Below are 22,406 nucleotides of genomic sequence, written 5' to 3' on the forward strand. Positions count from 1 at the left end.
ACACGATACTTTTATCACACCATACATTATAATCGTCCTTATACAAAACAAATAAGGAGTGATTCTATATGTATCCACGTGCAAAAGCTTTCGGTCTTGCTGTACACCAAGATCGCCTTCTCGTACAAGAATATCATACAGAAGGCGAAACATATTATCGTCCTCTTGGCGGTTCCATTGAACTTGGTGAAAAATCAGCACATACTGTTATTCGGGAGTTTACAGAAGAGCTTCATACGGAGATAGAAATCATCAATTATTTAGGTTGTTTAGAAAATGTCTTTCATCTAGATGGGGGCATTGGTCATGAAATCATTCAACTATATTCTTTGCGTTTATTAGACACATCACTATATGAAATGAAAATATTAAATATACAAGATGAGCAAACAGTAGCGTATGCGAAATGGATTCCTATTACGGCATTCATTCAGAAAGAAAAAATATTATATCCGGATGGTGTTTTAAAATACATCCAAAAGAAAAAAGACGAAATCCTGTAGGATCTCGTCTTTCTTTTCATATATTAACCAATATCTCCAAGACGTAGTACGTCACGAGCAATCATAACTTCTTCGTCAGTTGGAATTACGATAATTTTTACTGGAGAGTGTGGGAAGCTGATGAATGCTTCTTCACCGAATACGTTATTACGTTTTACATCGAAGTATACGCCCATGTACTCAAGGCCTTCTAATACGCGCTCACGAATAATCGCACTGTTCTCACCTACACCAGCTGTAAAGATGATTGCGTCTACACCTTTCATACGAGCTGTGTAAGAACCGATGTATTTGTGGATACGGCTTACGAATACATCAAGTGCTACTTTCGCACGGTGGTCGCCTTCTTCTTCTTTCGCAATGATGTCACGTAGGTCACTAGAGTAACCAGTAAGACCTAACATACCACTCTTCTTGTTTAATACGTTAACTACTTCTTCTACTGTTTGGCCTGTTTTTTCCATGATGTATGGAATTAAAGCAGGGTCAAGGTTACCAGAACGTGTACCCATTGTTACACCAGCAAGTGGAGTGAAGCCCATAGAAGTATCGATAGATTTACCGCCTTCTACTGCTGCGATACTTGCACCGTTACCTAAGTGACAAGAAAGTAAGCTTAAGCTTTCAATTGGACGACCTAATAATTCAGCCGCACGCTCAGTTACATATTTATGAGAAGTTCCATGGAAACCGTATTTACGGATACCGAATTTTTCATAGTACTCATATGGTAAGCTGTATAGGAATGCAGATTCCGGCATTGTTTGGTGGAATGCTGTATCGAATACTGCTACTGCTGGTACGTTTGGTAATACTTCTTGGAATGCTTTAATACCAACAACGTTTGCTGGGTTATGAAGTGGTGCTAAATCGCTTAATTCTTCGATATCAGCTAATACTTCATCAGTAATTAAAACAGAGTCAGCAAATTTTTCGCCGCCGTGAACAACACGGTGACCGATACCGCCAATCTCATCTAGAGATTTAACGATTCCGTTTTCAGTTAATTTTTTAAGAAGCATATTAACTGCTACTGCGTGATCTGGAATGTTTGTAATTTCTTTTTGTTTTTCGCCATCTACAGTAATAGTGAAGATACTATCTTCTAAACCGATACGTTCTACTAAACCTTTTGTTAATACTGTTTCACTTGGCATTTCAAATAATTGGAATTTTAAGGAAGAGCTTCCTGCGTTAATCGCGATGATTTTTGACATCTAGTCTTTCGCCCCTTTTTCTCTTGGTAGTTGTGTGGATGTTTCCACAAACCGCTCGATTTTATCTAATCAAATTTACTAAATATGAAAACGTTTCATCATTAGCAAATTTTATACTCACGATTTTAATTTAAACATCGTCCGACATATATTTCAAGTGAAAAAATTGTAACACCAAGAAAAAATATATATTACAGATTTCAAAAAAATTCAGTTAAATCTAGTATATATTTAAAAATATGACATATTATATAAAACTGTACTACATGAATCACTAACTCTGTTACATATACCCAGCTTTATTTATGTGTTGCAAACCAAGTATTTAATTGATCCATAATGTTCTCCATCGCCTTCATGTTAGAGAATTTAGGCAACTCCACTAATAACGCCTGTTTTGGCATTGTTACATTAGAGCCTTTCTTTTGGAGAACAAATATACTTTTTGCATTTTTCTCGTTTTTAAACATGGAAACAGGTAGCTGTAATAACCCTTGAATAAAGCATGTTTCTTTAATAAATGCATGTAATTTTGGTGCCTGGTCACTTTCAAAAATGAAGTTTGGTACTAAGAAGAATAAGTACCCGCCCTCTTTCGTATGTTTCACACTTTGTTCAATAAATAAGTGATGAGCATACGACATTCCTTCATCTGCTTTTAATTTATATTCACTGGCACCGATTTCGTTTGGATAGTAACCAATCGGTAAGTCTGAAACGACTGCATCAACTGGATCGATATAAAGTGGTGCTAGTCCATCTTGATGGAAGAATTCGATTGCATGCTTTTGTAAATTTGCATTTACTAAAGCAAGTTTAATTAGCACTTCATCCACTTCTACACCAAATCCACTCATTGTTAGTCCTTCTTTGGCGCTATTAAACACTGTAGTCATTAAATTTCCTGTTCCAATTGCAGGATCTAAAACTGTAATTTCGTTTTGACCTTGCATAAATTTATGGAATAAGTAACTCATGAACATCCCAACTGCATCAGGCGTCATTTCATGATTGGCTTGTACGCCTTCTTTCATTCCTTTTAAGATGGCTAACTGAAATGCTTTACGAATTTCTTCACCTTTATATGTTTCTTCATTAAACGTACTATATTCACGATTCAGCCTTTCAATTGCTGATTCGGATAATTCCTCTTGTAAAATCGCTCCTTCAAACAAGTTATCACCTGTTTCTACAAGCGCCTCTAAATATGTCACATCTAATTCTTTACGTAAAACTACCGCAGAAGAATCAAAAATAGAAAATAATGTTTCCACTGTCTGACTCACGTACATTCCTCCTTCTCTCTTTTACACATAACTTATATCATACCACAAAGTGATTTTTTCCAAAAAGAAAAAGCGACCTCCTGTAAAGAGCTCCCTCTCAAGTTATATATGATATAACGTTTTTTCTCATATATCGGCACCGTTACGCAGCGATATATGAGAAAAAACGACCTCTTTATAAGAGGTCATTTCCTTCACATTACTTTGCAGATTTAGCTGCTTCTAATGCTGCTTCATAGTTTGGATGGCTTGTACCTTCGCCTACGTATTCTACGTAAACTACTTTGTCGTTGCTATCTACTACGAATACTGCACGAGCAAGTAAACGAAGTTCTTTCATTACTAAGCCGTAAGCTTCACCGAATGAAAGGTCACGGTGGTCAGAAAGTGTTACAACATTTTCTAAACCGTTTGCTGCACACCAGCGTTTTTGAGCGAATGGTAAATCAGCGCTAATTGTTAATACTTTTGCGTTTTCAATACCTGCTGCATCTTGGTTAAAACGACGTGTTTGTGCATCACACACACCTGTATCGATTGAAGGTACAACACTAATTAATTTTACTTCGCCTTTGTATGTTTCTAAACTTACTGGAGATAAGTCGTTTGCTAATACTTGGAAGTTTGGCGCTTGATCGCCAACTTTAACTTCTGTCCCAACTAAAGTCATTGGATTACCTTTAAAAGTTACGTTTGCCACTTGAAAATCCTCCCTTATTTAAACAAAATATGTACAATGTAAATGATAGTTTGTCCCTATCGATAATGCAAATAAAATCGCTTTATTTACAAAAAATAAAAGAAGCTAACCTATTGATTAGCTTCTTTATTCGTTAAATTTGAAATTCAGGATCATCTTCTTTTCGTTTATCCATCATTTCTTTCACTTTATCAACAGCTTGTGGCGCTAATTCAATTATTTTATCGATGACATGCGTTTGCTTATCTAAATGTAATACTTTTACACCATCTCCATTTATAACAAGAAAGGCAACAGGATTAATAGAAACTCCTCCTCCACTTCCTCCGCCAAATGGATGACGGCCTGAATGTTCTACCCTACCAAATTCACTTCCACCAGCAGCAAATCCGAAACTTACTTTCGAAACAGTAAGAATTACACTTCCATCTGCCGCTTTAATTGGGTCACCAACAATTGTATTTACATCGGTCATTTGTTTTAAATGCTGCATTGCGGTTGTCATTAAACCTTGAATTGGATGGTCCATTCTATATCCCCCCTATGCTTGAACAGATTTTTCTGTCATACCAGATTTTTGCTGCCTCATAAATATGAGCAATTTCACCGCTGTTTTTATAGTACGAAATATACGAAAAGATGCTGTTAACTCGCATCTCGATGCAAATCCCTTCCCTTGAAAAACAGGAGTAATTTCAAATTCTGGTACATCGACAATATGCATATATTGTCCGACAACTCCAGCAGCCATTCCTTTTGTCCCCCATGCATATCCAGTGACAATTCCAGTACTAGCTGCGTCGCCTGCTCCAATTTGCGTATGCCATTTCCAACCATTGATTTTCACTCGTTTGAGAAAATCTTTAACGATAGTATGAACTTTTTGAAGCCTTTTTATCAGTTCCCCAATACTGTCAAGTTGCGCCATAATTTTATTATCTAGTCCGCCGTCCTCTTCAGCTTTTTCGATTTTCTGTCCTGTTTTTTTCTGCTGTTTTTCAATTCTTTCCAATACATCAAATGTATATCGAATCATCCATATTTTCACTTGAAATAAACATTGCTTTTCCATTTCTGAATATAAAAATGTCACCTTAAGCGATATTTTCGACAATAGTATAAGCAAAATAAAAAGGAGAAGAATTATTATTCCAATTACGAGCCACTTCATACGTATCATCCTTTCACTCCGTACCCATTATCGACAACTTTATTCATCATTAAACAGAGTTCCATAAGATTGAATATAAAAATTTTTCTAAAAATAAAAAGGTATTTTGACAATTTGTATCGAAATATATTATTTGAACATATCATCAGGGAACGGACTCTAATGATATGTAGCACGAAAAACAGAAAATTTAACTGCAGTGGAGGGATACATAATGGCAGATCGTCGCAATTTATTTTTCTTTTATGGTGATGACAAAGCAACGCTCGTTGAAAAAATGAAACCAATCTATCGTATTTTAGAAGAGAATGGATTTACCATATTAGATCATCCAAAAAATGCAAACGCTATCGTCAGTGTTGGAGATGATGCAACCTTCTTACAAGCCGTTCGTAAAACTGGTTTTAGGGAAGATTGCTTATACGCAGGGATTTCTACGAAAGATGAAACTTCGTTCTACTGCGATTTCCACATTGATCACGTTGATACAGCCCTTCAAGAAATTACAAAAAATGAAATTGAAGTGCGAAAATATCCAACAATTCAGGTAGATGTAGATCACAGTACATCTTTCCATTGTTTAAATGAGTTCTCATTACGTTCTAGCATTATTAAAACATTCGTTGTAGATGTTCACGTTGATGATTTATATTTCGAAACATTTAGAGGAGACGGTTTAGTAGTTTCTACCCCAACAGGAAGTACTGCTTACAATAAATCATTGCATGGTGCAGTTGTTGACCCACTTATTCCATGTTTCCAAGTAAGCGAACTAGCATCTTTAAACAACAACACTTACCGTACGCTCGGTTCACCGTTCATTTTAAATCACGAACGTACATTAACTTTAAAACTAAGACCAGACGGTAACGATTATCCTGTTATCGGCATGGATAACGAAGCGCTTAGCATTAAACAAGTGGAAAAAGCTGTTGTACGCTTAAGCGATAAACAAATTAAAACAGTTAAATTAAAAAATAATTCGTTCTGGGAAAAAGTACAGAGAACGTTTTTATAGGATTAAAATAACCGCAGAATTATGGAATTCCATAATTCTGCGGTTATTTATTTCCCCCGATTGACGCGAACAATAATCTCTTACTATCCGGCCGTTATTCTTGTCAGTTTTTGTCGGTAAGTCGATATATTTTAATAATCGCTCATATATTTCGAGTTACGGTCGATATATTCCGAAAATCGCTGATATATTTTTACACATCTTTTCTATAGACAACTCGGCCATCTATTACGGTCATTTCTGCTTGTACTTCTTTTATTTCTTCTGCCTCAATTTCAAAAATATTGTGGTCTAATATTGTAAAGTCTGCTTCATATCCTTTTGTAATTTGCCCTCGTTTCGCTTCTTTTCCGATCGCATAGGCACTCCCTGTTGTAAATAAAGAAACAGCCTCATATACCGTTAATCTTTCCTCAGGCATATAGCATACACCGTCAATAAAACTTCTACGTGTAACAGCGCTATATATGCCTAGAAACGGATTTACTTGTTCAATAGGAGCATCTGAGCCACCATTACAATGTAGTCCTGCTTCCAGTAATGTCTTCCAAGCATACGCATAACGAAGACGGCGTTCTCCCAGTTTTTCAATGACTGATGGAAAATCTGATGAAAGAAAGACTGGCTGTATATCGATAATGGCTTGCAAGTTTTTCATTCTTTCTATCAACTCTTCACGAGCAAGCTGACAATGAATAATACGGTCACGTAACCCTTCTGCTGGTGGATATAATTCGAGTGCATCAATAACATATTCAAGCGACAAGTCACCGATAGTATGAATCGCAACTGGCATATGTAAGTCTCGTGCTTTCTTCACTAATTCTGCAAGTTCTTCACGCGAGAAAATTGCAACCCCATCCGTTTCCTTTGCATCTTCATACGGTTCACTTAATAATGCTGTTCTTCCTCCAAAAGAGCCGTCAGAAAAAATTTTCATTGCCCCAAATTCAATATAATGTTCATTTTCATATTCTTTTCGTTCATGTGCTACTTCATGGTGAACGAGCAAATGTGCTTTAAATGGCATTTTTTTTATAACGTGAGAAAACGCATTATGCGTTTTTCTAAAACCACCATAGTAATTTAAATCTTCCGTATGCCCGCCAACAAGTCCGTATTTCCAGCAATCTTTAATCGCTGTTTGCAAAGCTCTTTGTAAATACGCTTCATCAATTTCAGGCTGAACATGTTTAATTAATTCTTGTCCTTGTTCATATAAAAGTCCTGTTAACTTATTTGATGAATCCCTACCGATTTTCCCGCCTTTTGGATTTTGCGTCGCTTCTGTTATGTTCGCTTCTTGCAATATGTATGAATTCACCCATGTAACGTGACGACAAACTCGCTTTAATAAAATGGGGTGTTCTTTCGAAATTTCATCTAAATCACGCGCGTGAACATCTTTCGTATCTGTAAAGTTATTTTCATTCCATCCTTCTCCAATAATCCAAGAGCCCTTTGGAGCTTCTTTCACTCGCTTCTGAACAAGAGTAAGCACTTCACCATAAGATGTACAATTTGATAAATCTAGACGGAGTAATCTCTCTCCATGCCCAATAAGATGCATATGGCTATCAACGAGACCTGGGATCATTGTTTTGCCTTTTAAATCGTGCAATGTAACCGCGGCATATTGGTTTTCTAACTCTTCTTTACTTCCAAAATCAACGATCGTACCGTTTTCAATGTAAACAGCGTCCACTTTTTCATTTTCTTCTCTCATTGTGTAAATGGTACCGCCATACCAAATTTCTCCCATATATCCCATCTCCTTTATTTTTTATTGTATAAAAAAAAGCACCATTTCAAAACATGGTGCTTTTCTAAAAATTACTTTTGTTCAGTAGTAGACGTTGTAACTTGCCATTCAATATTAAATTTATCTTTTACTTGTCCGTATGCTGGGCTCCAGAATGTTTCTTGAAGTGGCATGATAACCTCTCCACCTTCTTGTAACTTATCGAATACTTCTTTTGCTTTTTCTGCATTACTAATTTGAATTGCGATTGTTACTTGAGATCCGATTGCATGTCCTTGACCTGGGAATGTATCAGAAATCATAAGATCCGTATTACCAACTTTTAAAGTAGCGTGTAAAACGCGCTCTTTCGCTTCAGCTGGAATCGGGTATTCTGGATTTTCAGGCATGTCACCAAAAGTTTGCATGACTTCTACTTTTGCATCTAAAGCCTCTTTATAAAACTGTACAGCTTCTTGCCCACTACCATCTAAAACTAAGTACGGATTAATACCTAAAATCATACGGACACCTCTTTTTTAAGTTTATAAAATCGAACTTGTGTTCGTTTTTATATTATCATTGTTTTACATTTCATTCAACTATTTACTTCACTGTTTTCAAAATTATTTTGACGGAATCTCCATCTCTTGTTTTCTAAGTTCAATACGGCGAATTTTTCCAGAAATCGTTTTTGGTAGTTCATCTACAAATTCAATTTTGCGAGGGTATTTATATGGTGCAGTGAGTTCTTTGACGTGTTGTTGGAGTGTTGGAATTAATGTTTCTTCGTTCTTTTCTATATTCTCTCTTAATACGATAAATGCCTTCACGACACTTCCGCGAATTTCATCAGGACTTGCGACAACCGCACATTCTCTTACGTAAGGATGTTTTACAAGCGCATCCTCTACTTCAAACGGCCCGATTGTATAACCAGAGCTAATAATGATATCATCACCACGTCCTTCAAACCAGAAGTAGCCATCTTCATCTTTCTTCGCTTTATCACCTGTAATATAATAATCACCGCGGAATTGCATCGCTGTACGCTCATTGTCTTTATAATATTGTTTAAAGAGTGCCGGCGTTTCAATGTGAACTGCAATATCACCAACTTCGCCTACTTTAACTGGAATACCTTCCTCATTTACGATATCGACGTGGTTACCTGGCGTTGGTTTCCCCATTGATCCTGGTCTAATATCCATCCCTTTCATTACACCAACAAGTAGTGTATTTTCCGTTTGCCCATAGCCGTCTCTTACTGTAATATCAAAGTGCTTTTGGAATGTTCCAATGACTTCTCTATTTAACGGCTCACCTGCGGATACAGCGCTATGTAACGCCTCTAAATTGTACTCGCTTAAATCTTCTACCTTTGCCATTAATCTATACTCAGTCGGTGTACAACAAAGCACATTCACCTTATTATCGTCTAATAAATTTAAATACGTTTTCGGTTCAAACTTACCGTTGTACACAAATCCTGTTGCCCCTGAACCGAGAGTTGCTAAAAACGGGCTCCAAATCCATTTTTGCCACCCTGGACTAGCCGTTGCCCATACAACATCATTCTCTTCAATTCCGAGCCAATTCGGGGCGCTTGTACGTAAATGAGCGTATGCCCACGCGTGCGTATGAACAACACCTTTCGGGTTTCCTGTCGTCCCAGACGTGTAAGATAAAAAGACCATATCTTCTTTATCTGTTTTCGCCATTTCTAACATGTCACTTTCTGTTTCTAATGCTGTTTTTAAATTGATCCACCCGTCTACTGACTGCTCACTCAGGACGAATTTTTGAAGGGATTCCATTGCTTCTATATCATCAAACTGTCCAATGTACGGCTCATAGCTTACTATCGCTTTTACTTCGCCATGTCCAATTCGATATTCAATATCTTTTTTACGCAACATTTCCGAACTTGGAATTACGACAAATCCCGCTTTAATCGCAGCGATATACGTCATGTACGCTTCAATTAAACGCGGCATCATAATAAGGAGCTTGTCCCCTTTTTGTAAGCCACTTTTTATAAAAGCGTTTCCAATTTTATTTGCCCCTTGCATTAATTCAAAATATGTAACTTCTCGTCTATTCCCTTTATCATCTTGCCAAATTAAAGCAAGCTTCTCTTTATCGTCTGTATATTTCTCTATTTCTGAAACTAAATTATAAGATGGTGGTGCCAACAATTCCTCTCTCTTCATAAACATCCTCCTTTTTCTTTATGCCTCCCTTATATAATAAAGAATTTTCAGTAAATTTTGAACCCTCTTCTTTTGACAATTTTTTTATGCTTTTGTCGAAATGAATTTATACTAATATGAACAACAAAAAGAAAGAGCGGGAGAACCCGCTCTTTCTAAGCCATCATATGGGATTATTTTTGGTAACCGCCTAATTGTTGCTCAGCTAGTGAAACTAGACGTTTAGTGATTTCACCACCAACAGAACCGTTAGCGCGAGCTGTTGCATCAGCTCCAAGTTGAACACCAAACTCTTGAGCGATTTCGTATTTCATTTGGTCTAATGCTGATTCAGCACCAGGAACCGCTAATTTATTTGTGCTACGTGACATGTTATATCACCTCCTTGTGAGTATAGAGTGTGATAAATAACATGACTTCATACACGTTTTAAATATGGTAATTTATGGTTTTAGAAAAGTTCTTCAAATTTTTCTTCTTCCGCCACTACTTCAACCGTTTGTAATACCATTGTTTCTTTGTTCGCTACAGCTTCTTCGATTAACGGTGTGAAATCGTATTTCGCTTCAAATCGATTTGCTTTTTCACGCTTCGGCTTCGTCGCCGGGCTAGCTGGTGTGAATACTGTACAGCAATCTTCGTATGGACGAATTGAAATATCATACGTGCCGATTTCTTCAGCAATTTTAATAATTTCTAATTTATCCATCGTAATAAGCGGACGAATAACTGGGTAGTTTGTTACTTCGTTAATCGTATGCATGCTATCTAATGTTTGGCTTGCTACTTGTCCAAGACTTTCACCAGTTGTGATTGCAAGTGCGTTACGCTCCTCAGCAATCTGCTCTGTAATACGCATCATCATACGGCGCATAACCGTCATTGAATAGCTAGATGGGATTTCTTTATTAATCGTTTTTTGCACTTCTGTAAACGGAATAAGGTGAAGCGTTACACGTTTACAGTATTTCGTTAACTCTTGTGCTAAATCGATTACTTTTTGTTTTGCACGCTCACTTGTGAAAGGTGGGCTATGGAAGTGAACTGCTTCCACAGATACGCCGCGTTTCATCGTTAAGTACGCTGCTACTGGGCTATCAATACCACCAGAAAGAAGTACCATTACTTTTCCGCCAACGCCAACTGGTAAACCGCCAGCTCCCATGTGCTCACCACACATAATATAGCTGTAACCACTGCGAATTTCTACACGTACATTCACATCTGGATTATGGACGTCTACTGTGATATCCTCTGTATTTTCTAAAATGTGCCCACCGATTTCTGGAAGTAACTCCATCGTCTTCATTGGGAAGCGCTTATCAGAACGGTGCACTGTAATTTTAAATGTTTTCACATCATCTTTTACTTGTAAGAACGCTGCTAATGCACCTTTTTTAATGTCTTCTAATTCTGATGGTACTTTCATCGCTAAGTTAAACTTATGAATACCAAATACGTCTTTCAATCTTTCAGAGATTGCTTCATGATCTTCACCGTTTAACTGGATGTACATACGGTCATGCGTTGCATCAATTTTAATATTTGGGAACTTTTTCAGTTTGAACTTCACGTTATCTTTTAATGTGCTTACAAATTTAGAACGGTTTTTACCTTTTGTCGTCATTTCTCCGTAACGCACTAAAATATATTCATATGTCATCATATTTCTTTACCTCATCACTTCATATAATTTTGGCATCGTCTCTTTCACAATACCTTCAAATTGTTTTACTTCTTCCATCGTGTTGTCTGGTGCCAAACTAATACGAATAGCACTTGCAGCTGCTGCATGCGGCACTCCCATTGACACTAACACTCTGCTCACTTCATTTGCTTTTGAAGAACAAGCAGACTTCGTCGATACATATACACCGTTCTCTTCTAAAGCATGAACGACTACTTCTGGTTTTAAACCAACAAATGATACATTTAAAATGTGCGGTGCTGCATATGCAAGCGATGTATTAATCGTCACATCTTCCATCTCTTTAAAGAAGCTGACAAGCTCTGCTTGTAAACTTTGCAAATGAGCTACCTTTTCTTTCACTTGTTCCATTGTCATGCGAAGTGCTTTCACCATTGCTACAATGCCAGGTAAATTCTCTGTACCAGAGCGATACTTAAGCTCTTGTTGACCACCTGATAAAATCGGATCTAATCTTACGCCATCACGTATATAAAGAAGACCCGTTCCTTTTACACTGTGGAATTTATGTCCAGATATTGAGCAAAGATCAATATGAGAAGCATATAAATCAAGCGGTACTTTTCCTATCCCTTGTACATGATCTACATGGAATCTTATTTTCGGATGATTCGATAATAACGTTCCAATTTCAGCAACGGGCTGAATTGCTCCAGTTTCGTTGTTCACATGAATAATTGACACAAGAATCGTATCTTCACGAAGTGCTCGTTTTACATCCTCTACCGATACGACACCGTGCTCGTTAACCGGTAAATATGTTACATCAAATCCGAGTTCTTCTAATTGCTTATATGCCTCAAACACAGACGCGTGTTCAATATTTGTTGTAATGATATGTTTGCCGCGCGAACGATTCCTCATCGCTATCCCTTTAATCGCAAGGTTGTTCCCTTCCGTTCCACCTGATGTGAAAATAATTTCAGAAGGTTTAACGTGAAGAAGCTGCGCTGCAATCGTTCTTGATTGTGTTAATAGACGCTCTGCCTCTCCTCCAAGCGAATGAATAGAAGAAGGATTACCAAAATATTTCCCAGCAACCGTCACGTACGATTGAAGAGCTTCTGGATATGGCTTCGTCGTCGCACTATTATCAAAATAGATCATCGTTCTTCCCCTTTCAGCGCTATCACATCATATAATCATATCATAAATACGTGTCATTACGCTAAGACTACGCAAAGGTTCCGTTTTATCCCGATTAGTGAATAATAATAATTAGTGAGATACCCCCACTGATTACAGTTTCACTTTATTTTGAAACGAATAACCTTACTGTATTCCGCTATTCATTATAGCAACATCGCCTGCAAAATTACACAAAAAAACAAACCCTTTTATGAAAGGGTTTGTTCATTGTCTACATATTCAGCTATTTTTTGAACAACACCAGGTTCAAGTTGCTCTAGTACAGAAGCTGCTTGTTCTAAAGCTGCATCGTATTGATATTCACGGAATAATTTCTCCGCATAATTTAAGCTTTCTGCAAGGCTTTCATCATGACTGCGGTAACGGTTACCGTATTGAATTAATTTTTCAACTAAATACGCTTGTCCAATTAACTCTTCTGTCATTTCAGCTACACCGTTCACAGTTGTGTATGCTTCTTCTAAACTGCTATTTACAGCGTTCATATTTAACGGCTTCACTTCTAATTGTTCATATACAGCTTGCATTGCCATTTGCCCTCTTTTTAAATCTTCCATAATACTCTCTGGAAGACCTGGCAAATTCGACTTTTGCATAAAGCGTTTCGTTTCGAAAATAGTATTTCGCATTTCTTGTAACTTCTCACGCGCTTCAAATTCTTCTTTACGCATCGTTTGCAGCATTTCTTTATATTCTGCATGAAGTACTTTTAATGTTTCACATTGCTCATAAACCTCTTCTAGTTCCTCACGAATAATAGAGAAGGCAATATCTTGTTCAGCAACGCGTAATTGTAGCATTTCAAAACGTTTCGTTAAAATGTGCATTTGCTTTTCAATTACTTTTTGAGATTCAATATCCTTATCTTGCAATTGATAGCTTTGTTTCACAAGTTGTGTTTCTGTTTTCGTTTCAATCGTTTCGATACGTATTTCTTCTAAGTCTTCATAAACAGAAAGTGTTTTTTGCTCCACATAATGTCTCGCATGCACCTCTTGCTCAAGTTGATCATAGAAACCATCTAAACGAGTTTTTAAGTCTTCCACTTTTTCAGCCGCTTCTGTTATATGAAGCTCCTGTATATCCATTAAACATGTGTTTAGTTGTGTCGTCATATCACGAACTTCTTTAGGGACTTCCAAATACTCTAATACATAACCTTGTCTTACCATATCATTATGACCCTGTAATAAATCTTCCAGTTGAACTGGTAGCGTCGCTTGACACTCTACTAATAAATCTGGAATTTGGTGAATAATGATTTCTAAACCAGCTAAACCTTCTTCTAAACTAATAACAATTTCTCTCGCTTTTAAGTAGTCACCATTATCTGTTGCTTCTTCAAAACTTTTAAATTTATTAGATTCAGCGTCTAGCATCTCTTCGATTTTCTGCTCTGCTGCACCATACATATGTCTATGAGCAAGAACACTCTTTTTCATACTACGATATGTATCACGTAACCCTTCAATTTCCGAGCTATTTTTCTCATGGCTTTCTAACAATTGCTGTAATTCATTTAAAACACCTGTAATACGATTATCAGCGTCATCTAAACCACTTATGGATTCGTTCATCGCATGCTTTGCTTTTCGGAAGGAGAATTGCGAGGCGAATTTTCGCGCTTGCGCTAAATCTTTGTCAGCTTTCGGAAGGGTTGTTGATACAATTTCATCCCATTCTTCACGCCATTTACCAAACAGTTCTTCTGTTTGACCCGTCATGTTTAAATCTTTTACCCGTTTTAGTTCATCTGCCACAGGTTTATCTTTTATCTCTTGTTTCCACTGCTCCAGTGCTTCAATATCTTTATATGAACGATTTCTTATCACAAGCTCTATCATGAGCAGCACTAGAATAGAGCTTACTACAATGATAACGATCGTCAGGATAGAATCCATGCAAAAAAGCCTCCTAGTTATATCTCTTTTTTTGTCCGTTCCGTTTATGAAATGGAAGGCATTATGTATAAAAAGGGAATTCCCCTATATTTAACAACTAACAATGTACTAATCATACCATGTAATGGCTTGTTTTTGACCTAGTTTTTTTTAAAATTTCATGTTTCTTTCAATGCGATTGTAATCTTTCTCAATATTCCGCCTACCTCACTACCTATCCTCAAATGATTGTAATAACAAACAATCTTTCGTATGAGATACGAAATAAATTTTCCGCATGAGTGGTGGTTCAACAGAAATTCCATGTACATTTCCCTGCCTTACAGACTGCTCTACTGCCCTTTCTGGAAGTAAAGTGATGCCAAGGCCAGCTTTTACCATTGCAAGCATCGGTTCTGCGTAAGATGTTTCCACAGCTATAGTTGGTTTTACACCTTTCTCATGAAACATGTTCATAATCATTTTCCTTACATCGCATATTTCTGGATATACAATTAATTTTTCATTTTGCAGCTCTTCTATTTGAATGACTTTCTTCTCTTTATACGGATGATTATTTGAAATGACACAAACAATTTTCTCTTGTTGCACTTCTTTTATATACGTAGCACCTTCTACTACTGAATCGATGAACATCGCGTCGATCTCCCGCGCTTTAAATAAATCTCTTAATACTTCCGTATGTCCGATTTGCCACTCTACTTCGAACTCATCACCTAATACATCTTTACACTCTAATATGTAATGCTCTGCTAAACTCGGTAGTATACCAATTGAAAACTTTCGGTTCTCTTGATACCCCCTCATTTCTGTTTTCACTTCATTTATTTGTTCCAAAATCGGTAGCATTCTTTTTATAAATAACTCTCCTGCCTCCGTTAACTCCACTCCTTGCGCAGAACGCTTAAGTAAAGTAACCTCTAAATCCGCTTCTAACTTTTGAATTTGCTTACTAAGCGCTGGTTGAGATATATGTAAAATCTTACTTGCCTTTGATAAACTTCGCGTATGCTTCACTTCGATAAAAGATCGTACTGCCTCCAAATCCATCGTACACACCTCTAACAAAAAGTTATAACCGTTATAAGAAATCGATATTTCCTCCTATAAACAATTACTCTTTATACTTATTTCATCAACTTACTATAACGAAATGTAAAGGGGAAAGATACTCTTGAACAAAAAACAAATGCTACTCGGATCCTTTCTATGCTTACTCGCCGTCACTGCCTGGGGATTTATGTTTCCTGTAATGGCAAATGCCCTGCAATTTATCGATCCGTTCTTCTTCACAACGATTCGCTATGGATCAGCAGCTATTATTTTTCTTATTTTGCTATTAATTACTGAAGGGAAGACTTCACTCCGCTTAGAAAAAAGAACACTTTCTCTGTTCTTTTACGGGACAGTCGGTTTCGCAGGATATGGTTTTCTCGTTTTCTACGGACAACAACTTGCCGGGCCTTCTGGAGCAATCCATGCAGCGATGATTCAGTCTCTCATGCCACTAATTGCCTTATCATTACAATGGATAACAAAAAACAAGCGCCCACAAAACTACACATTCCTTGGTATGTTCGTTGCATTACTCGGTGTTATGCTCGTCATTTCAAAAGGAAATATTCACTTATTATTTGGAGCTGCAAGCCACTTATCGACAAATATATTGATGCTATGCGGCGTTACTTGCTGGGTCATTTATACAAACGGGGGTGCTCGTTTTCAATCTTGGTCACCACTTCGATATACGACATTAACTTGTTTATTTGGCTCCATTTCACTCATCGTTATTGTTACTTTCTTAACGTATACAAATATAGTTACTATGCCGTCACTGCGTACAGTTGTGAGTGTTCGTTTTGAGCTCTTTTATATGGCGATTATCGCAGGGGTTATCGCTGTATTTTGCTGGAATATGGGAAATCGCTATATTTCATCTATTAACGGCATATTATTTATGAATTTAGTTCCTATCCTTGCACTGATTGGTTCTATGTTTCGAGGTTATACAGTCGATAAAATTGAAATTGCTGGAGCTGCATTAACAATTATCGCGCTATTATGTAACAATTTATGGCAAAGAAAAGTAAACATAAGAATCCCCACCTCAGTTCGTTAGGTGGGGATTCTTCACATATGAACAGCTCTTGGCCATTCATGGTACATATTCACTTTACATAATGCTTGTTCCATCCATTGCTCAATCTCTTTCGTGTACATTTCTATGAAAAATGTCTCGGACGGGAAAGAATGCAGTACTTCTGATATATATTGTGGATATAAAAACGGCATATTTATCATGCCTTTTAATTGCGTCATAAACATTGTAAATGATACTTTCTGAAATTCTTGTTTCATTTGTCCTTGTCTAATAATTTGCTCTATATAATATCTTTCTTTAGAAAAATAAACGGTCATCACTTCACGAATTAATGTCGTATCAAGCGAAAGCTCTCGGTAGAAGAAACGTGTTAGTTCTCTATTTTCAAATTGATATCGTAACATCCCACGCACCATTTGCACCATCACATCTTTAGCCGACAAATACTCTCTCTGTTCAAACGAAATTTCAATCACATGAATATACCCTTCTAAAAAATCAGTAATAAGCTGTTCTAATAAACCTTGCTTCCCAGCAAAATAATATGAAATATTCGCTACATTCACATCCGCTCGCTTTGCAATGTCTCGCACCGACGTTCCATCATAACCTTTCGTATTAAACAACGATATTGCCGCATCAATTACTTTTTGTTTCGTCTGCTTCATGCGCTCACTTCCTCTCAATGAACAGCTATAGTTTAAATTTCTTGACTTTTAAGACAAATTCCTTTAATTTTCTATCGACAAAGTCATGTGAAATACATCGTATTTTGCTAATATTTTACACATCTCGATAAAAAAGGAGCTGTTTCCATGTTTACTAAAGAAAGTTATGCAGGATCTCGTGTGCAGCAATATGAGACAGTAATTAAACAACTGGATGCGTTATTAACTGGCGAATCAAACGTAGTCGCAAACTTATCAAATGCGTCCGCATTATTAAACCAATTTTTAGATCGCGTTAATTGGGTTGGCTTTTACGTAACAGAAGGAAATCAGCTTGTCCTTGGACCGTTCCAAGGAATGCCTGCTTGCGTACGCATTCCATTTGGACGAGGCGTTTGCGGCGTAGCAGCTGAAACGAAAACAACTCAGCTTGTAGCGGACGTTCACCAATTCCCAGGTCACATCGCTTGCGATAGTGCTTCTAATTCAGAAATCGTTGTACCGATTGTGAAAGAAGGAGCTGTCATTGGTGTACTTGACATTGATAGTCCTGAAAAGAATCGTTTTGATGAAGTAGATCAGCGCTATTTAGAAAAGTTTGTGGAAACACTCCTAAAACATATGTAAAAAGAAAAGAGCGAGTTATCGATTTAGTACGTCCTGTACAAAACCGATAGCTCACTCTTTTTTTATTGATTAACAGTAGATATTTTCTTTAATGCTTGCTCTAAATCAGAAACGATATCCTCCCAAGATTCTAAACCGACCGATAAGCGTATTAAATTATCGAAAATGCCCATTTCTTTTCTTAGTTCAGCTGGAATCGCAGCGTGCGTCATCGTTGCTGGATGCTGAATTAACGTTTCTGTATCTCCTAAACTCACCGCAATTGTAATAAAGTGGAGGTCATTAATAAATGCTTGCGTCTCTTCTTTTCCGCCTTTTACTGAAAAAGAAATAACACCGCCCCCGCGCTTCATTTGACGAGATGCTAACTCCCCTTCTGGATACCAAACACCTTCTACCGCATCATGTTTTCTTAAGAACGATACAATTTTTTCTGCATTATCACAATGACGATCCATTCTTACCGCTAACGTCTTTAACCCGCGTAATAATAACCATGCATCAAACGGCGCCATAATGCCGCCGATATCTTTTCGCATCGGGCGAATCTTTTCAGCTAACGCTTTCTTTTTACAAATTGTTACACCCGCTACAACGTCACCATGGCCACCAATATATTTTGTCGCACTATGCACAACAGCGTCACAGCCAAGCTCAAGCGGTCTTTGTAAATAAGGTGAACAAAACGTATTATCAACAATGACAAGTAAACCATTTTGCTTCGCAACCTGAATAACTTGTTTTAAATCGATTAATTTCATTGTTGGATTAATCGGTGTTTCAACGAAAATAAGCTTTGTATTTGGACGAATTTTATTTTCAATATCAACCTCTGTCTCCATCTCACAAAACGAATGCGTAATCATAAATTTTTCTTCTAACACTTCTAAAAAACCGTACGTACACCCATATAATCCATTTGAACAAATAATATGATCTCCAGCCTTTAAAAAACCGATTAAAGTTGCTGAAATAGCTGACATACCAGATCCGAAGGCAAGTGCTTCTTCTCCTCCTTCTAACACCGCCATACGTTCTTCAAATAATTTCACAGTCGGATTTCCAAGCCTTGAGTAAATATAAGATGGATCCACTCCCGCAAAACTCGCCTCTCCTTGCTGCGCAGTCTCAAATGTAAACGTAGAGGTTTGAAATAAAGGTGGTGTTAAACTTCCTTTATGTTCCTCAGGTGTATAACCGTGATGAATTAACGCTGTCTCCATATGCTTCTTTTTCATAAAAACATCCCCTTTATGTTTTTATTACCGCATATTCACCAGTAAAAAACTGATGAACGTTTTTACTACATTTTATGTAAGCGTTTTATTTGTGTTTCTATCTCTTCTTTTATATTGTTTTAAATTCCTTCTTATATTAATTTCCAAAATTTATATGCATAAAACAAAAACGTACTCGCTTGACGAAACTCTGGGTAAAAGATATAATAGCGTTTGTGTAAAATAAAAAGGCAGCCTTGTAATGTGAGTTTATCGTTTGTATTTTGTTCCTCTACGGAGGTGTATCTCGTAACTCCCTGCTGCTGGAGCGAAGGTACATGAAAACAAAATGCCCGTAAATATCGATTACGTCTGTTTTTATTTTACGTAAATAAAAACATTTTTAAAGGAGGAGTCAACTATGGCTCGTTATACAGGTCCAGCTTGGAAACTGTCTCGTCGTCTTGGAATCTCTCTAAGCGGCACAGGAAAAGAATTAGAAAAACGCCCTTACGCACCAGGTCCTCACGGTCCTAACCAACGTAAGAAACTTTCAGAATACGGTTTACAATTACAAGAGAAACAAAAACTTCGTCACATGTACGGCATGACTGAGCGTCAATTCCGTCGCACATTTGACCAAGCAGGTAAAATGCCTGGTAAGCACGGCGAAAACTTCATGATCCTTCTTGAAGCTCGTCTTGACAACTTAGTTTACCGTATGGGCTTAGCTCGCACTCGTCGTGCAGCTCGCCAATTAGTAAACCACGGTCACATCATGGTTGATGGCGCTCGCGTAGATATCCCATCTTACCGTGTAAAACCTGGTCAAACTATCAGCGTTCGCGAAAAATCTAACAGCCTTGTTGTTGTTAAAGAAGCGATCGAAGTTAACAACTTCGTACCAGAATACTTAACTTTCGATGCTGACAAATTAGAAGCTACTTACACTCGTCACGCTGAGCGTGCTGAGTTACCAGCTGAAATCAACGAAGCATTAATCGTAGAGTTCTACTCTCGTTAATCTCGGTACTCTGCAAAGAGTATTATTAAAAGCCTTAGGAACCTTGTTTATCAAGGAGCCTGGGCTTTTTTTATTTTATTTAATAATGCAAGATAAGGCATAAAAAAGAATGTAATTGGGGCTAGTTTGGGGTCACAATAAAAAAGGCTGGCGTGTGTATAGAAATGGATAAGTACACAAAATAGATGGTAAAAGGAGTTACTTGTTTTGAAAGAAAAATCCAACAAGATCCCTCTCCATGTACAAGACTTTCAAAAATTTAAATTGTTATTAGAAGAATTAGTGCAAGATGAAATAATGTTCATAGAAGGCCTTTCTAAGTATTCTTTAGATATTTCTTCTAAAAAATCTAAAGTCACCATTAACCTTAGAAGCGAATTTTTCCCCGATCCATACTTGGCGATTACTGCTATAAACATTACACCAAGTAATCAAGGTAAGGGAAGTATTGTTCTTGAATGGTTTAAAACATTCGCTAAAGAAAAAGGATTCGAACGATTAGTATTACAAGAAGTTATAACTGAAGAAGGTTACCACTTTGCATTAAAAAATGGTTTCTCAAAAAAGATTGATCCATTCGAGGAAATTTTTAGAAAGCCCGATAGTACGGACGGAAATTATGAATTGCATTTATAAAGGGTAAAATAAAAGTGAACGAATATTTTTCACACTCGTTCACTTTTTTATTAGGTGAATTATCTAATATCGCCGGCTCCTTCTACATCCAATACATAATAAAGAGCCATACTAGATTTCACCCAAAATCCCTGTAACAGAAAAATGCCTATATGGTATAATTTCATTGGTAAATTTTAGGGAGAGGAGGGGCTATATGGTTCAAATCAAAGTAACACCCGAAATGCTAGAAGAAGTTGCAAACCGTGCAAATAACACTAGAAACGCGTTAGAATCCATACATAACGACTTATGTAATCAAATTGATTATTTATGTTATCAATGGATAGGTGCTTCTAATCAAAATTTCATCCAAATGTTCAATGATGCAAGACCAAAAGCATTTACCTCTATCAATGCAATCACAAATGTGGAAGAAGAATTGAAAAGGATTGCTGAAAAATTCCGCAATGCGGATAATCAAGATGTTACACTAGAAGAAGGTGCAATGTGTAGCAAAATTCCGCCAAAATCAGAAGAGACCTTTTGGGATAGAAATAAAAAGGACTTGAATGATGCGTGGACTGGGATTTCTACTGGGGTTGTAGATGGGGTTGTAGACGCATGGGACGGATTTGTCGCTTTAGGAGATAAAGAGACCTGGTTAAACATGAAAGATGCAATCGTAAATTATAAAGAAACCCTACCTGTGGCATGGAATGCCCTATCCGATTCATTCATGAATGAATTATGGAATGGGGATATGAAAAGTAGAGAACATTATGCAGCTTATGCGGTCACCTCGCTACTCACAGGTTTTATTGGTAGCAAAGGTCTGGATAAAGTTGGACAAGTAGGAAAAATAGCAGCTGTTACAAGTCTTACAAAAGGAAAATCGCTTCTAACTACTGCCCCTGCATACAGAGATGCATTGTATACATTAAATAATTTTAAATTGAACACCGGAAACCGTTTTGCTTATGCTGGTGTTGGGGGGAATTCTTTAAAAACTAGCCTTGTTGATACTTATCAAACAGCTAAGGATAAACTATCGCCTTATCAATATACTAAAAGCAACACAGATGGAGACACTTTTGTTGGTAAATTATATGGAAAAGATGTACATCTCGACGATGTCAAAGTTGCAGATATTACTTATTCTAAGAGAACTAGAGAAGAAGCTGAACAACTTCGGAAGGAATTTGATAGAAGTGTGAGAAAAGATTTTCTTAATGCATTGGTAAATGACCCTGTTAAATTGGAAGAACTCAAAAAAGCGGGGATAACAGATGCTGATATAGAAAGGATGAAAAGAGGAAACAACCCAAAAGGGTGGCAGGTACATCATAACCTCCCCTTAGACGATGGAGGAACAAATACATTTGAAAATTTAACTTTAATACAAAATCATCCATATCATAAAGTTATAACTAATACACAACGTACATTAACTAAAGGCTTGCAACCAGGAGATAGTGTAGACATAAGCTGGCCTATCCCAAAATACAACATCTATCCTAAAGGGGAATAAATAAATTTAGAAAGAG

22 protein-coding genes are annotated in these 22,406 nt (G+C 37.1%); 7 read left to right on the forward strand and 15 right to left on the reverse strand.

Translation table 11 applies throughout. From position 1 onward, the window contains the following. Positions 1-68 precede the first annotated feature (68 nt). Positions 69-503 (forward strand): NUDIX hydrolase, encoded by a 435-nt coding sequence (locus MHH27_RS24110; protein WP_016080077.1) that lies wholly within the window; start codon positions 69-71, stop codon positions 501-503. Between the two features lie 23 nt (positions 504-526). Here MHH27_RS24110 and ackA read toward each other — a convergent pair whose 3' ends face one another. The 5 genes from ackA to MHH27_RS24135 form a co-directional block, all read right to left on the reverse strand. Next, complete coding sequence (gene ackA / locus MHH27_RS24115) at positions 527-1,720, reverse strand: acetate kinase (protein WP_053563553.1); 1,194 nt, start codon at positions 1,718-1,720, stop codon at positions 527-529. A 299-nt stretch (positions 1,721-2,019) separates the two neighbouring features. Then, positions 2,020-3,006, reverse strand: a complete 987-nt coding sequence (locus MHH27_RS24120; RefSeq protein WP_000084365.1) for a class I SAM-dependent methyltransferase — start codon at positions 3,004-3,006, stop codon at positions 2,020-2,022. Between the two features lie 199 nt (positions 3,007-3,205). Next, positions 3,206-3,706 (reverse strand): thiol peroxidase, encoded by a 501-nt coding sequence (gene tpx, locus MHH27_RS24125; protein WP_000024527.1) that lies wholly within the window; start codon positions 3,704-3,706, stop codon positions 3,206-3,208. Between the two features lie 133 nt (positions 3,707-3,839). Continuing rightward, on the reverse strand, positions 3,840-4,235 hold the full coding sequence (gene ytfJ, locus MHH27_RS24130) for a GerW family sporulation protein (RefSeq protein ID WP_000350007.1): 396 nt from the start codon (positions 4,233-4,235) through the stop codon (positions 3,840-3,842). A 12-nt stretch (positions 4,236-4,247) separates the two neighbouring features. Beyond that, positions 4,248-4,886 carry a DUF2953 domain-containing protein gene (locus MHH27_RS24135; protein ID WP_002094156.1) on the reverse strand — a complete coding sequence of 213 codons (639 nt, stop codon included), beginning with the start codon at positions 4,884-4,886 and terminating at the stop codon, positions 4,248-4,250. Positions 4,887-5,091: 205 nt separating this feature from the next. Between MHH27_RS24135 and MHH27_RS24140 the strand changes: the two genes are divergently transcribed. Further along, positions 5,092-5,895 (forward strand): NAD kinase, encoded by an 804-nt coding sequence (locus MHH27_RS24140; RefSeq protein ID WP_000785186.1) that lies wholly within the window; start codon positions 5,092-5,094, stop codon positions 5,893-5,895. A gap of 193 nt (positions 5,896-6,088) precedes the next feature. On the opposite strand, the gene MHH27_RS24145 is transcribed toward MHH27_RS24140, so the two are convergent. The 8 genes from MHH27_RS24145 to MHH27_RS24180 all read right to left on the reverse strand — a co-directional run bounded on the left by MHH27_RS24145 (position 6,089) and on the right by MHH27_RS24180 (position 15,657). After that, positions 6,089-7,657 (reverse strand): amidohydrolase, encoded by a 1,569-nt coding sequence (locus MHH27_RS24145; RefSeq protein WP_098236196.1) that lies wholly within the window; start codon positions 7,655-7,657, stop codon positions 6,089-6,091. 71 nt (positions 7,658-7,728) lie between these two features. Next, positions 7,729-8,160, reverse strand: a complete 432-nt coding sequence (locus tag MHH27_RS24150) for a VOC family protein (protein ID WP_000600350.1) — start codon at positions 8,158-8,160, stop codon at positions 7,729-7,731. A 102-nt stretch (positions 8,161-8,262) separates the two neighbouring features. Beyond that, positions 8,263-9,849 (reverse strand): acyl-CoA synthetase MbcS, encoded by a 1,587-nt coding sequence (gene mbcS / locus MHH27_RS24155; protein WP_098236195.1) that lies wholly within the window; start codon positions 9,847-9,849, stop codon positions 8,263-8,265. A gap of 173 nt (positions 9,850-10,022) precedes the next feature. Next, a complete protein-coding gene (locus tag MHH27_RS24160; RefSeq protein WP_000091640.1) occupies positions 10,023-10,220 on the reverse strand; it encodes an alpha/beta-type small acid-soluble spore protein in 198 nt (65 codons plus the stop codon). 80 nt (positions 10,221-10,300) lie between these two features. After that, entirely contained in the window at positions 10,301-11,515 is a 1,215-nt protein-coding gene (thiI, locus tag MHH27_RS24165; protein ID WP_000989274.1) for a tRNA uracil 4-sulfurtransferase ThiI, read from the reverse strand. A 6-nt stretch (positions 11,516-11,521) separates the two neighbouring features. Then, entirely contained in the window at positions 11,522-12,664 is a 1,143-nt protein-coding gene (locus tag MHH27_RS24170; protein WP_090976907.1) for a cysteine desulfurase family protein, read from the reverse strand. A gap of 230 nt (positions 12,665-12,894) precedes the next feature. Next, a complete protein-coding gene (gene ezrA / locus MHH27_RS24175) occupies positions 12,895-14,607 on the reverse strand; it encodes a septation ring formation regulator EzrA (protein WP_000377315.1) in 1,713 nt (570 codons plus the stop codon). A gap of 210 nt (positions 14,608-14,817) precedes the next feature. Continuing rightward, positions 14,818-15,657 carry a LysR family transcriptional regulator gene (locus MHH27_RS24180; RefSeq protein ID WP_090976905.1) on the reverse strand — a complete coding sequence of 280 codons (840 nt, stop codon included), beginning with the start codon at positions 15,655-15,657 and terminating at the stop codon, positions 14,818-14,820. A 124-nt stretch (positions 15,658-15,781) separates the two neighbouring features. Here MHH27_RS24180 and MHH27_RS24185 point away from each other — a divergent pair, with 124 nt between their 5' ends. Next, complete coding sequence (locus MHH27_RS24185) at positions 15,782-16,726, forward strand: DMT family transporter (protein WP_340944375.1); 945 nt, start codon at positions 15,782-15,784, stop codon at positions 16,724-16,726. A gap of 11 nt (positions 16,727-16,737) precedes the next feature. Here MHH27_RS24185 and refZ read toward each other — a convergent pair whose 3' ends face one another. Continuing rightward, positions 16,738-17,376 (reverse strand): forespore capture DNA-binding protein RefZ, encoded by a 639-nt coding sequence (gene refZ / locus MHH27_RS24190; protein WP_075718479.1) that lies wholly within the window; start codon positions 17,374-17,376, stop codon positions 16,738-16,740. A gap of 147 nt (positions 17,377-17,523) precedes the next feature. Here refZ and MHH27_RS24195 point away from each other — a divergent pair, with 147 nt between their 5' ends. Beyond that, positions 17,524-18,003, forward strand: a complete 480-nt coding sequence (locus MHH27_RS24195; protein ID WP_000494340.1) for a GAF domain-containing protein — start codon at positions 17,524-17,526, stop codon at positions 18,001-18,003. A 62-nt stretch (positions 18,004-18,065) separates the two neighbouring features. Here MHH27_RS24195 and megL read toward each other — a convergent pair whose 3' ends face one another. After that, positions 18,066-19,241 (reverse strand): methionine gamma-lyase, encoded by a 1,176-nt coding sequence (gene megL, locus MHH27_RS24200; protein WP_090976902.1) that lies wholly within the window; start codon positions 19,239-19,241, stop codon positions 18,066-18,068. A gap of 400 nt (positions 19,242-19,641) precedes the next feature. Here megL and rpsD point away from each other — a divergent pair, with 400 nt between their 5' ends. From rpsD to MHH27_RS24215, 3 genes are all read left to right on the forward strand, one after another. After that, the gene (rpsD, locus tag MHH27_RS24205; protein ID WP_000135315.1) at positions 19,642-20,244 is read left to right on the forward strand and encodes a 30S ribosomal protein S4; all 603 of its coding nucleotides are present in this window, start codon (positions 19,642-19,644) and stop codon (positions 20,242-20,244) included. A 207-nt stretch (positions 20,245-20,451) separates the two neighbouring features. After that, positions 20,452-20,880, forward strand: coding sequence for an N-acetyltransferase (locus MHH27_RS24210; RefSeq protein ID WP_098250727.1), 429 nt, complete (start codon positions 20,452-20,454; stop codon positions 20,878-20,880). A gap of 196 nt (positions 20,881-21,076) precedes the next feature. After that, a complete protein-coding gene (locus MHH27_RS24215; protein ID WP_255288284.1) occupies positions 21,077-22,390 on the forward strand; it encodes a WXG100 family type VII secretion target in 1,314 nt (437 codons plus the stop codon). Positions 22,391-22,406 lie beyond the last annotated feature (16 nt).

It is taken from the genome of Bacillus sp. FSL L8-0152, from assembly GCF_038006365.1.
Classification (GTDB): domain Bacteria; phylum Bacillota; class Bacilli; order Bacillales; family Bacillaceae_G; genus Bacillus_A; species Bacillus_A cereus.